Source organism: Mycobacterium bohemicum DSM 44277 (assembly GCF_001053185.1).
Classification (GTDB): domain Bacteria; phylum Actinomycetota; class Actinomycetes; order Mycobacteriales; family Mycobacteriaceae; genus Mycobacterium; species Mycobacterium bohemicum.
In genome coordinates this window covers 1,335,542-1,348,898 of sequence record NZ_CSTD01000001.1, presented here as the reverse complement: position 1 = coordinate 1,348,898, position 13,357 = coordinate 1,335,542, and the positions used below count along the sequence as shown (strand labels likewise).

At 68.8% G+C, this 13,357-nt stretch carries 12 protein-coding genes; 7 read left to right on the top strand and 5 right to left on the bottom strand.

Annotated elements, in window-relative coordinates; translation table 11 throughout:
- Positions 1–61 precede the first annotated feature (61 nt).
- Complete coding sequence (locus tag BN971_RS06125; protein WP_085180257.1) at positions 62–493, top strand: type II toxin-antitoxin system Rv0910 family toxin; 432 nt, start codon at positions 62–64, stop codon at positions 491–493.
- Between the two features lie 12 nt (positions 494–505).
- Here BN971_RS06125 and BN971_RS06120 read toward each other — a convergent pair whose 3' ends face one another.
- On the bottom strand, positions 506–1,114 hold the full coding sequence (locus BN971_RS06120; protein WP_090349869.1) for a TetR/AcrR family transcriptional regulator: 609 nt from the start codon (positions 1,112–1,114) through the stop codon (positions 506–508).
- Positions 1,115–1,193: 79 nt separating this feature from the next.
- Between BN971_RS06120 and dnaE the strand changes: the two genes are divergently transcribed.
- Positions 1,194–4,745, top strand: coding sequence for a DNA polymerase III subunit alpha (dnaE, locus tag BN971_RS06115; RefSeq protein ID WP_085180255.1), 3,552 nt, complete (start codon positions 1,194–1,196; stop codon positions 4,743–4,745).
- A gap of 9 nt (positions 4,746–4,754) precedes the next feature.
- On the opposite strand, the gene BN971_RS06110 is transcribed toward dnaE, so the two are convergent.
- Genes BN971_RS06110 through BN971_RS06100 form a run of 3 tightly spaced genes read right to left on the bottom strand, consistent with a single transcriptional unit; the run spans position 4,755 to position 6,659 of the window.
- Positions 4,755–5,108, bottom strand: a complete 354-nt coding sequence (locus tag BN971_RS06110) for a thiocyanate hydrolase (protein WP_085180254.1) — start codon at positions 5,106–5,108, stop codon at positions 4,755–4,757.
- 10 nt (positions 5,109–5,118) lie between these two features.
- On the bottom strand, positions 5,119–5,832 hold the full coding sequence (gene scnC, locus BN971_RS06105) for a thiocyanate hydrolase subunit gamma (protein ID WP_085180253.1): 714 nt from the start codon (positions 5,830–5,832) through the stop codon (positions 5,119–5,121).
- Entirely contained in the window at positions 5,829–6,659 is an 831-nt protein-coding gene (locus BN971_RS06100; RefSeq protein WP_085180252.1) for an SH3-like domain-containing protein, read from the bottom strand. Before BN971_RS06100 ends, scnC begins: the two co-directional genes overlap by 4 nt.
- 280 nt (positions 6,660–6,939) lie before the next feature.
- Between BN971_RS06100 and BN971_RS06095 the strand changes: the two genes are divergently transcribed.
- From BN971_RS06095 to ilvA, 5 genes are all read left to right on the top strand, one after another.
- Positions 6,940–8,841, top strand: a complete 1,902-nt coding sequence (locus BN971_RS06095) for a lysophospholipid acyltransferase (protein ID WP_085180251.1) — start codon at positions 6,940–6,942, stop codon at positions 8,839–8,841.
- A gap of 25 nt (positions 8,842–8,866) precedes the next feature.
- On the top strand, positions 8,867–9,244 hold the full coding sequence (locus tag BN971_RS06090) for a nuclear transport factor 2 family protein (RefSeq protein WP_085180250.1): 378 nt from the start codon (positions 8,867–8,869) through the stop codon (positions 9,242–9,244).
- Between the two features lie 341 nt (positions 9,245–9,585).
- Positions 9,586–10,758 carry an aromatic ring-hydroxylating oxygenase subunit alpha gene (locus BN971_RS06085; protein ID WP_085180249.1) on the top strand — a complete coding sequence of 391 codons (1,173 nt, stop codon included), beginning with the start codon at positions 9,586–9,588 and terminating at the stop codon, positions 10,756–10,758.
- Between the two features lie 90 nt (positions 10,759–10,848).
- Entirely contained in the window at positions 10,849–11,286 is a 438-nt protein-coding gene (locus tag BN971_RS06080; RefSeq protein ID WP_085180248.1) for a nitroreductase family deazaflavin-dependent oxidoreductase, read from the top strand.
- A 34-nt stretch (positions 11,287–11,320) separates the two neighbouring features.
- Complete coding sequence (gene ilvA / locus BN971_RS06075) at positions 11,321–12,610, top strand: threonine ammonia-lyase (protein ID WP_085180247.1); 1,290 nt, start codon at positions 11,321–11,323, stop codon at positions 12,608–12,610.
- A 70-nt stretch (positions 12,611–12,680) separates the two neighbouring features.
- On the opposite strand, the gene BN971_RS06070 is transcribed toward ilvA, so the two are convergent.
- Entirely contained in the window at positions 12,681–13,328 is a 648-nt protein-coding gene (locus BN971_RS06070) for a pyridoxamine 5'-phosphate oxidase family protein (protein WP_085180246.1), read from the bottom strand.
- Between the last annotated feature and the right edge of the window lie 29 nt (positions 13,329–13,357).

Here is a 13,357-nt window from a genome sequence, read left to right as displayed (position 1 = left end):
TGGAGGGCGACAGCGCGCGGACGCGCGCCGGCGGCCACCATGCCGGCGTTAGGCTCGGGCCGTGGCTGCCGTTGACGTGAGCGCCGATGTCCCGATGACGCCGCAGGACATGTGGGACCGCGTGTCGGACCTGTCGGATCTGGGCGACTGGCTGGTCCTGCACGAGGCCTGGCGCAGCGAGCTGCCCGACGAGCTGACCGAAGGCGTCCAGGTGGTGGGGGTCGCGCGGGCCAAGGGATTTCGCAACCGGGTGACGTGGACCATCACCACCTGGGACCCGCCGCATCAGGTCGCCCTGTCCGGATCGGGCAAGGGCGGGGCGAAATACGCCGTCACGCTGACGGTGCGGACGGCCGAGGACGGGTCGGCGCTCGGCCTGCGGCTCGAACTCGGCGGTCGCCCGTTGTTCGGCCCGGTCGGGGCGGCGGCCGCGCGGGCCGTCAAGGGGGACGTGCAGAAGTCGCTGAAGCTGTTCGTCGAGCGTTACGGCTGAGCGCGCGGCCCGTCAGCCGACGGACCGGGTGAGGCCGGGCAGGATCACGTCGTCGACGAGGGCCTGGACGGTGTCGCGGGTGGGCGGCCGGGTGGGCATGATGGACCGGAAGATGAGGTAGCCGGGCAGGAGGTCCCAGAGCTCGTCGGTGATGGCGGCGGAGTCGATCTCACCGCGGTCGACGGCCTGGCGCAGCACTCCCTCGATGAGGGCCTTGCGTTGATCGAGGAACTGATGTTGCAGCGCCTCCCGCAGGGCCGGGTGGCGTGACGTCTCGACGAGCACCGCCCGGATGGTGCCGGCGTGCTGGCGGCCGTGCTGACAGATCTTGTCCCCGATCTGCAGCAGGTCACCCCGCAGCGTGCCGGTTTCCGGCGCGACGGCAACCTGGCGGATCCCCTCGATGAACGCGGCCAGGACCAGCTCGGCCTTCGACGGCCAGCGTCGATACACCGTCGCCTTGCTGGCGTGGGCGGCGCCGGCCACGGCGTCGACCGTCAGCCGCTCGTACCCGTTTTCCTGCAGCAGCCGCAGCGTCACCGCCAGCAACTCCGACTCGCGGGGCGACCAGGGTGACGGTGCCGCGGACCGGTCGACGGTCTGGGTCATACCGCCCACCATAGAACGCGGGGACGCGTCGGAGACACACTCCGCGACATGCCCGGAACGCGTCGGTCGGCAGTCATAGACTGGCGTCCCTATGAGCGGTTCACTTTCGGGGTCCTTCGTACACCTGCACAACCACACCGAGTACTCGATGCTGGACGGTGCCGCGAAGATCACGCCGATGCTGGCCGAGGCCGAGCGGCTGGGAATGCCCGCGATCGGGATGACCGACCACGGAAACATGTTCGGTGCCAGCGAGTTCTACAACGCGGCGACCAAGGCCGGGATCAAGCCGATCATCGGCGTCGAGGCCTACATCGCGCCCGGCTCGCGCTTCGACACCCGCCGGATCACGTGGGGTGACCCGGGTCAGAAATCCGACGACGTGTCGGGCAGCGGCTCCTACACGCACCTGACGATGGTGGCCGAGAACGCCACCGGGCTGCGCAACCTGTTCAAGCTGTCCTCGCTGGCCTCCTTCGAGGGCCAGCTGGGCAAGTGGTCGCGCATGGACGCCGAGCTGGTCGCCGAGCACGCCGAGGGCATCATCGCCACCACCGGGTGCCCGTCGGGTGAGGTGCAGACGCGCCTTCGGCTCGGGCACGACCGCGAGGCGCTGGAGTCGGCCGCCAGGTGGCGGGAGATCTTCGGCGCCGACAACTACTTCCTGGAGCTCATGGACCACGGCCTGTCCATCGAGCGGCGCGTGCGGGAGGGGCTGCTCGACATCGGCCGCAAGCTCGGCATCCCGCCGCTGGCCACCAATGACTGCCACTACGTCACCCGCGACGCCGCGCACAACCACGAGGCGCTGCTGTGCGTGCAGACCGGCAAGACGCTGTCGGACCCCAACCGGTTCAAGTTCGACGGCGACGGCTACTACCTCAAGTCGGCCGCCGAGATGCGCCAGATCTGGGACGACACGGTGTCCGGCGCCTGCGACTCCACCCTGCTGATCGCCGAGCGGGTGCAGTCCTACGCCGACGTGTGGGAGCCGCGGGACCGGATGCCGGTCTTCCCGGTGCCCGACGGGCACGACCAGGCCTCCTGGCTCCGGCACGAGGTGGACGCCGGGCTGCGCCGGCGGTTCCCGGCCGGCGCGCCGGACGGTTACGCGGCGCGGGCCGAATACGAGATCGACGTGATCTGCGGCAAGGGCTTCCCGTCGTATTTCCTGATCGTCGCGGACCTGATCAACCACGCGCGGTCGGTGGGCATCCGGGTCGGTCCCGGCCGAGGGTCGGCCGCCGGATCGCTGGTTGCCTACGCGCTGGGCATCACCGACATCGACCCCATTCCGCACGGGCTGCTGTTCGAGCGGTTCCTCAACCCCGAGCGCACGTCGATGCCCGACATCGACATCGACTTCGACGACCGCCGCCGCGGCGAGATGGTGCGCTACGCCGCCGACAAGTGGGGCCACGACCGAGTCGCCCAGGTCATCACCTTCGGCACCATCAAAACCAAAGCCGCGCTGAAGGATTCGGCGCGCATCCACTACGGCCAGCCCGGGTTCGCGATCGCCGACCGGATCACCAAGGCGTTGCCGCCGCCGATCATGGCCAAGGACATCTCGCTGTCGGGCATCACCGACCCCAGCCATGAGCGCTACAAGGAGGCCGCCGAAGTCCGCGGCCTGATCGAGACCGACCCCGACGTCCGCACCATCTACCAGACCGCGCGCGGCCTGGAGGGGCTGATCCGCAACGCCGGTGTGCACGCCTGCGCGGTGATCATGAGCAGCGAGCCGCTCACCGACGCCATCCCGTTGTGGAAGCGGCCGCAGGACGGCGCCATCATCACCGGCTGGGACTACCCGTCGTGCGAGGCCATCGGCCTGCTGAAGATGGACTTCCTGGGCCTGCGCAACCTGACGATCATCGGCGATGCGATCGAGAACATCAAGGCCAACAGGGGAATCGACCTCGACCTCGAGTCCGTTCCGCTCGACGACAAGGCCACCTACGAGCTGCTGGGCCGCGGCGAGACCCTGGGCGTCTTCCAGCTCGACGGCGGCCCGATGCGCGACCTGCTGCGCCGCATGCAACCGACCGGGTTCGAGGACGTCGTCGCCGTCATCGCCCTCTACCGGCCCGGACCCATGGGCATGAACGCCCACAACGACTACGCCGACCGCAAGAACGGCCGGCAGGCGATCAAGCCCATCCACCCCGAACTCGAGGAGCCGCTGCGCGAGATCCTCGCGGAGACCTACGGCCTGATCGTCTACCAAGAGCAGATCATGCGGATCGCGCAGAAGGTGGCCAGCTACTCGCTCGCCCGAGCCGACATCCTGCGCAAGGCGATGGGCAAGAAGAAGCGCGAGGTGCTGGAGAAGGAGTTCGAGGGCTTCTCCGAAGGCATGAAGGCCAACGGCTTTTCGGCCGGGGCGATCAAGGCGCTGTGGGACACGATCCTGCCGTTCGCCGACTACGCGTTCAACAAATCGCACGCCGCCGGCTATGGCCTGGTCTCCTACTGGACCGCGTACCTGAAGGCCAACTATCCCGCCGAGTACATGGCCGGCCTGCTGACCTCGGTCGGCGACGACAAGGACAAGGCCGCGGTCTATCTGGCCGACTGCCGCAAGCTGGGCATCACGGTGTTGCCCCCGGACGTCAACGAGTCCGGCCTCAACTTCGCGTCGGTGGGCAGCGACATCCGCTACGGGCTGGGCGCGGTGCGCAACGTCGGCGCCAACGTGGTCGGCTCGCTGATCCAAACCCGAAGCGGCAAGGGCAAGTTCACCGACTTCTCGGACTACCTGAACAAGATCGACATCTCGGCGTGCAACAAGAAGGTCACCGAGTCGCTGATCAAGGCGGGCGCGTTCGATTCCCTGGGCCACGCCCGCAAGGGCCTGTTCCTGGTGCACAGCGACGCCGTCGACTCGGTGCTGGGCACCAAGAAGGCCGAGGCGATGGGGCAGTTCGACCTGTTCGGCGGGGGCGGTGACGATGGCGGCGCCGGGGACCCGGTGTTCACCATCAAGGTGCCCGACGACGAGTGGGAGGACAAGCACAAGCTGGCCCTCGAGCGGGAGATGCTGGGCCTGTATGTGTCCGGGCACCCGCTGAACAAGGTGGCGCACCTGCTGGCCGCCCAGGTCGACACGAACATCCCGGCCATTCTCGACGGCGACGTCCCCAACGAGACCCAGGTACGGGTGGGCGGCATCCTGGCGTCGGTCAACCGGCGGGTGAACAAGAACGGAATGCCCTGGGCGTCAGCGCAATTGGAGGACCTCACCGGTGGGATCGAGGTGATGTTCTTCCCGCACGCCTATTCCGCCTACGGCGCCGACATCGCCGACGACGCGGTGGTGCTGGTCAACGCCAAGGTCGCGATCCGCGACGACCGCATCGCCCTGATCGCCAACGAGCTTGTGGTGCCGGACTTCTCGACCGCTCAGGCCAATCGCCCGATCGCGGTCAGCCTGCCGACCCGGCAGTGCACCATCGACAAGGTGAGCGCGCTCAAGCAGGTGCTGGCCCGCCATCCCGGGACGGCGCAGGTGCACCTGCGCCTGATCAGCGGCGACCGGATCACCACCCTGGAGCTGGACGCCTCGCTGCGGGTCACGCCGTCGCCGGCGCTGATGGGTGACCTCAAGGCGCTGCTCGGCCCCGGCTGCCTGGGCGGCTGAGCGGGGGGATCAGGCTTCGAGCCGCGACCGGACGGCCCGCATCCGATCGGCCAGCGCGGTCTCGTCGATGACGTTGCGGGCGACCAGGGAATGCGCGAGGGCGACAAGCTGGTTTTCCGGGTACGGCAGGCCGCGGTAGACCGCCTCGGAAAGGCGGTCTTCGTCGCCGCGGCGCGCCAGCAGCTCCAGCGTTTCCCCTTCCCGATCGAGTGCCTCGCACATTCCGTCCAGGCTCGACTTCCACGGCGGAACCGGATTGGCGACGCCGTAGCGCTGCGCCATCCGTGTCCAGACCTGCTGGCTTTCGGTGATTCGCTCCAGCGTCGGGACCCGGACGGCGGTGACGTCGATCTCGGCGGACATCGCTTGGCCTTCAGTAGTTCTCGGCCGGCCGGACCGCGCGGTGCACGGGGCGGTCGATGTCGGAGGTCACCCCGGGCTTCGGCAGGGCGACGCCGATCATGCAGTCGCGCGTGACGATCTCGGCGAGTTGCTCCTCGCTCCAGCCCTCCGTGCCTTCCGGGCGCACCGGGAGCACCAGGAACCGGTGCTTGGAGTTGGAGTCCTCGACCCGGATCTCCACGCTCTCGGGCAGGAACAGGCCGAACTCGGCGAGCACCTGGCGGGGCCAGCGCACGATGCGGCGCCGGTAGTTCGGGGTCCGGTACCACTCGGGCGAATTGCCCAGCAGCGGGCGCGGATAGCACGAACACAGCGTGCACACGATCACGTGGTGCAGCGTGGGAGTGTCCTCGAGCACGTGCAGCGCGGTGAAGTCGCTGGGCGTGCCGAAGCCGGTCGGGTGGAGCCAGTCGATGCCCACCTCGCGGCTGGCGGCGATCCCGTCCTGCAGGGCCAGTCGCTTGAATTCCGGGTCCACCCAGGCCTTCGCCACGAACCGGGCGCCCGGCACCGGTCCCAGCTGCTCGACGAATTCGGTATAGCGCCGGTGGTCCTCGGCGGTGAACAGTCCCTTCTCGATTGCCAACTCGCGCAACGCGATTTCGAGCACCTCGAAGTCGGTGACCTCGTCCACCATCGGCGCCGCGTGGCGTTCGCCGTTCGGGTCGTCGGCGTGTTCTGTCATGTGTCGGTCCTGTTCGGTTCCAGCCAGCGTTGGGGTATCTCCGCCTGCAGCGTGTCGTTCGCTCCGCCCTGGTACGGGTGCCACAGGTCGGTCATCTTGAAGCGGACGATGTAGAACCATTCCGGGGTCTGGTCCTCCCGGTCGAACGCCTCGTCCTCGGGGGCCGGGCTCTCGTAGGACACCTTGGCGACGATGCCCGGCTTGCCGCGCAGGTACTCCTGGGTGCGGGTGTAGAAGAGCGTCGGAAGGTCCCGCACCACGACGGCGTCGCCGACCGCGAAGCGCGGGTCGCCGGCCGTGCCGGCGAAACACTGCGGATCCCCCTTGCCGATCGCCTCGAGGTGGTGGCGGTTGCGGGCAACGGCCTCGGGGTCCCCGGTCGTGCGGGGCCGGGGCTCCAGTGGGATGGCGCCGCCGCTGGAGCGCCGCCGCACCTCGTCGGCCCGATCGATCAGCTCACCGAGGGTGATGTGGCGCTTGTCGACGAGGAGCCGCGCCACAGCCAGGACCCACCGGCCGTAGTACGGCAGGCCGAGGTATTGCATCCTGCCGACGTCGACGTTGCCGAGCCGTCGGCGCTCCTCGGACGTCCAGATGCCCCGCCAGCCCAGGACCTCACAGGTGACGAACGTGTTGAGTTCCCACTGCTCTTCCTCCTTCTCCTCGAACACCGACGGTGCGTCGGGCTCACCGCCGACGTCGTGCGGCGTCTTCATGAAGGCGCGGAAGCGGTTGTGGTCGAGTTCGTCGGGATAGGCCCAGTCCTGAAGCTGATGAAACGCGACGCGGAGCTGGCTCGCGAGGTCGCCCATCACGGAATTCGCCATGCGTTCACCCAACGTAGGAGCGAGAGAGCTTGTCTGGCAACACCGTAACACCGGTCGGGGCAAGGTCACCAGCCGTGCGGTGCGATCGGCGCCGCCGGGAGGGGTCGGCGCCGGTGCGGGGTCCGCGTGGGCGCCCCGGCCCCCGGGGAAGCCGGAGGGTATTCCCTGCTCCCGGGCGCGGACGTACGCTCACGGACATGACCACAACCGACCGTCCGACCACCCCCGGCGAGGCGGCCCGACACGGCATTCCCGAGGCGCCCGCGGCGGTGCGGCCGGCATGAGCGGGGGAGCGATGGGCACCGCGCGCGAGGTCGGCCGCGTCGGCGTGCGAAAGGTGTTGCAGCGCACGGGACTCCTCGGCGAATCCGCAGCCCCGCTATCGACCGACCCGCCCGAGGTGGGCCAGCTGCTGACGGCGCAGTGGTACGACGAACGACTCTGCAAGCTGGCGGCCGAGCTGGGCCGCGACCCGGACAGCGTCCGCGCCGAGGCCGCGGGTTACCTGCGGGAGATGGCGGCCTCCCTGGACGAGACGGCGGTGGACGCCTGGCGCGGCTTCAGCCGGTGGTTGATGCGCGCCTACGACGTGCTGGTCGACGAGGACCAGATCGCTCAGCTGCGCAGGCTGGATCGCAGAGCCACGCTGGCGTTCGCGTTCTCGCATCGTTCCTACCTGGACGGGATGCTGCTGCCCGAGGTCGTGGTGGCCAATCGCCTCTCGCCGGCGCTGACGTTCGGCGGTGCCAACCTGAACTTCTTCCCGTTCGGGGCGTGGGCCAAGCGCACCGGAACGATCTTCATCCGGCGCCAGACGAAGGACATCCCGGTGTACCGGTTCGTGTTGCGCGCCTACGCCGCGCAACTGGTGCAGAGCCACGCCAACTTGACGTGGTCGATCGAGGGCGGCCGCACCCGGACCGGCAAGCTGCGGCCGCCGGTGTTCGGCATCTTGCGCTACATCAGCGACGCCGTCGACGAAATCGACGGTCCCGAAGTCTATTTGGTGCCGACCTCGATCGTGTACGACCAGCTGCACGAGGTCGAGGCGATGACGACCGAGGCGTACGGCGCCGTCAAGCGGCCGGAGGACCTGCGCTTCCTCGTCCGGCTCGCGCGCCAGCAGGGCCAGCGGCTCGGCCGCGCCTACCTGGACTTCGGCGAACCGCTGCCGCTGCGGAAGCGGCTGGAGGAGCTGCGGGCCGAGGAAGCGGGCGCCGGGACCGAGATCGAGCGCATCGCGCTCGACGTCGAGCACCGCATCAATCGGGCCACCCCCGTCACGCCCACCGCGGTGGTCAGCCTCGCGTTGCTGGGCGCGGACCGGTCGCTCTCGATCAGCGAGGTGCTGGCCACCGTTCGGCCGCTGGCGAGCTACATCGCGGCGCGGAACTGGGCGGTCGCCGGCGCGGCCGACCTGACCAATCGCTCGACGATCCGCTGGACGTTGCATCAACTCGTCGCGTCGGGTGTGGTGACCGTCTACGACGCGGGCACCGAGGCGGTGTGGGGCATGTGCCAGGACCAGCACCTGGTGGCCGCGTTCTACCGCAACACCGCGATTCACATCCTGGTCGATCGCGCGATCGCGGAAACGGCGTTGCTGGCCGCGGCGGAAAACGCCGAAACCTCCTCGGACGGTGCGGTTTTGCCGACGATGGTGCGCGACGAGGCGCTCAGCCTCCGGGAACTGCTGAAATTCGAGTTCCTGTTCTCCGCGCGGGCGCAGTTCGAGAAGGAGCTCGCCGACGAGGTGCGCCTGATCGGCCCGGCGGAAGACCCCGTGGACACCACCAAGGCGGCGAGCGCGGCCGAGGTCCGACGGCTGCTGGAAGGGGCGGACCTGCTGCTCGCGCACCTGGTGCTGCGGCCCTTCCTGGACGCCTATCACATCGTCGCCGACCGGCTGGCCGCCTCCGACGACGAATCCTTCGATGAGGACGCTTTTCTCGCCGAATGCCTGCAGGTGGGCAAGCAATGGGAGCTGCAGCGCAGGATCGCCAGCGCGGAATCCCGATCGATGGAGCTGTTCAAGACGGCGTTGCGGCTGGCCCGTCACCGCGAATTGATGGACGGGATCGACCGATCGGACATCGCCGCGAGGCGCCGCGAGTTCGCCGACCAGATCGCCACGGCCGTCCGGCGGGTCAACTCCATCGCCGAGATGGCCCGCGCGCGCTAGCGAGATCGACGAAGGGGATACGACCATGCGCCAGTTCCGTCAAGCCATCGAAGCGGGCGACCTCGACGCGGCGATCTCATTGCTGTCCGACGACGTCGTGTTCCGCAGCCCCGTCGTATACAAGCCCTACGTCGGCAAGGACGCGCTGGCCGTCATCTTGACCACCGTGGCAACCGTATTCGAGAACTTTCGCTACACCCGCGAGATCGGCGGAGGCTCCGATCACGCCCTGATGTTCGCCGCGACCGTCGACGGGCTGCAGCTCGAGGGCTGCGATTTCCTGCACACCAACGCCGAAGGTCTCATCGACGAGTTCACGGTGATGCTGCGTCCGCTCAAAGCGGTCCAGGCGTTCGCCGCGAAGATGGGCGCCGCACTGGAGGCCGCCCAACAGGGGTCTTGAGCCCACGGCCTACTCAGCACACGGCGTCGGCCGGGCGGCCACCATACACTCGACACTATGTGTAGCGTCACTCGCGATGTCGACGTGCCGCAGCACCGGGCCGGCTGATGAATGGCGGCGAACACGGGCCAAACGACCTCCCGCCGAGTGTGCCCCCAGCCGTGCACTGGTCGTCGAGTGTCCGGCCATCCCCGCACTCGACGCGCTCGGCGACCGTTGCGCTGGGCGGGTAGCCATTGCGGCCCCAACGGCCATCCAGCTAGATTTGATGTGTATGGTCTCGGCTGTCGACTAGCCGCCGGGCGCTCGCGGCGCCGGCGGCCTGACGCGAGAGGTAAGTCATGACGTCCACTCAGGGTTCTCAGACGCTGCTGTTGAATCACGACCTGACGCGGCGAGCCTTGCGGTTGGCCCTGGACAAGACGACCGACATGGCCGACGACGTGCTGCGGGTGCCGCTGGAGTACTACAGCGACCCGAAACTCGCCGAGATGGAGGAGGCCCTCATCCTTCGGCGCACGCCGCTGGCGATCCTGCCGAGCGCCCAGCTCGGTCGGCCCAACGACTACGTCGTGCGGTCGGTGCTGGGCGATTCGCTGCTGATAACCAGGGATAGCGCCGGTAAGAGCCACGTGTTCTTGAACTACTGCCGTCACCGGGGCGCCATGCCGGCGTGCGGCACGGGTAACTCCCGTCGATTCACCTGTCCCTATCACGCCTGGACCTACAAGAACACCGGCGAATTGCTTACGGTCCCAGGAAAATCCGGCTTCGCGGGGATGGATGTCACCCGGTACGGCCTGGTCGAGCTTCCGCACGAGGAGCGCTACGGATTCATCTGGGCGGTTCTGGACGCCGACGGGGCCATCGACGTCGATCGTCATCTCGGGGCCCTGGCGCCACAGCTCGCCGAAATCGACTACAGCACTTTCGGTTACCACGACGTGCGTGAGTTCGAATCGGAGGTGTCGTGGAAGGGGGCCCTGGAGGCCTTCGCCGAGGGCTACCATTTCCCGTTCGTGCACGGCGAGAGCCTCATCGGTTTGAACGCGCTGGCCAACACGGCGATCTACGACGAGTACGGAAAGCACCACCGCCTGGGGTTCCCCTTCCATTGGATCGCCAAGCTCGCCGATGACCCGGCCGGCTCCTGGGATGTTCGGGACAACATGGGCATCATCTACTGGATCTACCCGAATCTCATTCTGGCCAACAGCATTGTGGGAGTGGAGATCATCGACATCCTGCCGGCCGGCGCGCCCACGAGATGCACGGTGCGCCACTCGTGGATGGCCCGTTATCCCGCGACCGATGACGCGACACGTTCGGGCTACGACGCCATTTTCGCGGCGGTGCATGCGGCGGTCCGCGACGAGGATTTCGCCATGCTCCCGCAATGCGGCGAGGCCGTCCGTCACGGGCAACACGACCACATGATCATCGGCCGCAACGAAATCGGTGTCCAGCACATGATCAAGGTCTTCGCCGAAACGTTGGGTATCGCGCTGCGCTGATGCGCCGGCACCGGCGAGACGCGGCGGAGCCGTTTTGGGGGCTCAAACCCGTCAGATGGCTCGCAGCGCACCGCGCCTAAAGTGGTCGGTATGCCACTTACAGGTGAATACGCGCCGAGCCCGTGGGACTGGTCCCGAGAACAAGCCGAGAAATACGCCGAGTCCGGTGGCACCGACGCCGCCGACATGAAGGGCAAGCCCATCATCCTGCTGACCACGGTCGGCGCCAAGACCGGCAAGCTGCGCAAGACGCCGTTGATGCGCGTCGAGCACGACGGGGAGTACGCCGTCGTCGCCTCGCTCGGCGGGGCGCCCAAGAACCCGGTCTGGTACTACAACATCAAGAAGAACCCTCGCGTGGAGCTGCAGGACGGCGGCGTCACCCGCGACTACGACGCCCGCGAGGTGTTCGGCGAGGAGAAGGCCGCCTGGTGGGAGCGCGCTGTCGAGGCGTGGCCGGACTACGCCGAGTATCAGACCAAGACCGACCGCCAGATCCCGGTGTTCGTGTTGACCCCGGTGAGCTAAATCCCCAGCAGGGTCGGCATGGCACCATTGATCGGTGTCCGCCGAACTGAGCCAGCGCCCGAGCGCGGCACCGCTGTGCGCCGCGGACATCGAGCGCGCCGCCGTGCGGATCGCGCCGGTGGTCGCTCCGACCCCGCTGCAGTTCAGCGATCGGTTGTCCGCGATCACCGGCGCGCAGGTCTACCTCAAGCGCGAGGACCTGCAGATCGTGCGCTCCTACAAGCTGCGCGGCGCCTACAACCTGCTGGTACAGCTCTCCGACGAGGAGCGGGCCGCCGGCGTGGTGTGCTCGTCGGCGGGTAACCACGCCCAGGGGTTCGCCTACGCGTGCCGGACGCTCGGCGTGCACGGCCGCGTCTACGTGCCGGCCAAGACGCCCAAGCAGAAGCGGGACCGGATCCGCTACCACGGGGGGGAGTTCATCGAGCTGATCGTGGGCGGGTCAACCTACGACCTGGCCGCCGAGGCCGCACTGGCCGACGTCGCGCGGACCGGGGCGACGCTGGTGCCGCCGTACGACGACCCGCGGACCATCGCCGGGCAGGGCACCATCGCGGTGGAATTGCTGGCGCAGCTGGACACCGAACCCGACCTGGTGGTGGTCCCGGTGGGCGGCGGGGGCTGCATCGCCGGCATCTCCACCTATCTCGCCGAGCGGACGACTAGCACGGCGGTGCTGGGCATCGAGCCGGCCGGCGCCGCAGCGATGATGGCCGCGCTGGCCGCCGGCGAGCCGGTGGATCTCGACCACGTGGACCAGTTCGTCGACGGGGCCGCGGTGCGACGGGCGGGCACGTTGACGTATGCCGCGCTGGCGGCCGCCGGTGACATGGTGTCGATCACGATGGTCGACGAGGGCGCCGTCTGCACGGCGATGCTGGACCTGTATCAGAACGAGGGCATCATCGCCGAACCGGCGGGCGCCCTTTCGGTGGCGGGTCTGCTGGAGGCCTCGGAGAGCCCCGTCGAACCGGGGTCGACGGTGGTGTGCCTGATCTCGGGCGGCAACAACGACGTGTCGCGCTACGGCGAGGTGCTGGAGCGCTCGCTGGTCCACCTCGGGCTCAAGCACTACTTCCTGGTCGATTTCCCGCAGGAGCCGGGAGCGCTGCGCCGGTTCCTGGACGGCGTGCTGGGCCCCAACGACGACATCACCCTGTTCGAGTACGTCAAGCGCAACAACCGGGAGACCGGTGAGGCGCTGGTGGGCATCCAGCTCGGGTCGTCGGCCGACCTCGACGGCCTGCTGACCCGCATGCGGGCCACCGACCTGCACATCGAGGCCCTCGAGCCGGGGTCCGCGGCCTACCGCTACCTGCTGTAGGCGCCCTCGGCGAACGTCGGGTTGGTGCGCGGAAATCGCCGAAATCGCCGCAACAACCCGACGCTCGCGGTCAGAGGTAGGCCGGCAGAGGGACCCCCGGATCGAGATCGGCCGAGGGCACCGGCGCGCCGGGCGTCAGGCGCAGCGGCACGACGCCCGCCCAGTGCGGCAGCGCGCAATCCTCCGGATCGTCCACCGGGCCGCCCGCGCGGACCTTGGCCGAGACCTCGCGCAGGTCGAGCGCCAGCACCCCGGTCGCGGCGAGTTCCCGCGCGTTCGGCGCCCGGCAGTCCGCGGCGCGCCCCGGCGCGATGTGGTCGAGCAGGCAGCCGAGCGCACGCCGCTTCTCGGCCTCCTCGTCGACCGGGCGCGCCGCGCCCAGCACGACCACCGAGCGGAAGTTCACCGAATGGTGCATCGCCGCGCGCGCGAGCACCAGCCCGTCGAGCAGCGTGACCGTCACGCACACGGGCAGGCCCGCCGGCGCGGCCCTGGCGGCCAGCATCGGACCGCTGCCGGTCGAGCCGTGCAGGTACAGGGTCTCGGCGAGGCGCGCGTGTGTCGTCGGCAGGACCACCGGCCGGCCGCCGCTGACGTACCCCAGGTGACAGACCAGCGCCTGGTCCAGAATCTCGTGGACGGTGTCGCGGTCGTAGCGGGCGCGCTCGCGGTAGCGCGTCGGGGTGGTGCGGGGCGTGGGTTGGTATGCGGTGTCCACTCGGGCTTGCCCTTACAATTGTCCTAGTA

Coding starts and splice junctions, on each gene's coding strand:
- BN971_RS06120 (WP_090349869.1), bottom strand. CDS start 1,114: ATGGTGGGCGGTATGACCCAGACCGTCGACCGGTCCGCGGCACCGTCA.
- dnaE (WP_085180255.1), top strand. CDS start 1,194: ATGAGCGGTTCACTTTCGGGGTCCTTCGTACACCTGCACAACCACACC.
- BN971_RS06110 (WP_085180254.1), bottom strand. CDS start 5,108: ATGTCCGCCGAGATCGACGTCACCGCCGTCCGGGTCCCGACGCTGGAG.
- scnC (WP_085180253.1), bottom strand. CDS start 5,832: ATGACAGAACACGCCGACGACCCGAACGGCGAACGCCACGCGGCGCCG.
- BN971_RS06100 (WP_085180252.1), bottom strand. CDS start 6,659: ATGGCGAATTCCGTGATGGGCGACCTCGCGAGCCAGCTCCGCGTCGCG.
- BN971_RS06095 (WP_085180251.1), top strand. CDS start 6,940: ATGAGCGGGGGAGCGATGGGCACCGCGCGCGAGGTCGGCCGCGTCGGC.
- BN971_RS06090 (WP_085180250.1), top strand. CDS start 8,867: ATGCGCCAGTTCCGTCAAGCCATCGAAGCGGGCGACCTCGACGCGGCG.
- BN971_RS06085 (WP_085180249.1), top strand. CDS start 9,586: ATGACGTCCACTCAGGGTTCTCAGACGCTGCTGTTGAATCACGACCTG.
- BN971_RS06080 (WP_085180248.1), top strand. CDS start 10,849: ATGCCACTTACAGGTGAATACGCGCCGAGCCCGTGGGACTGGTCCCGA.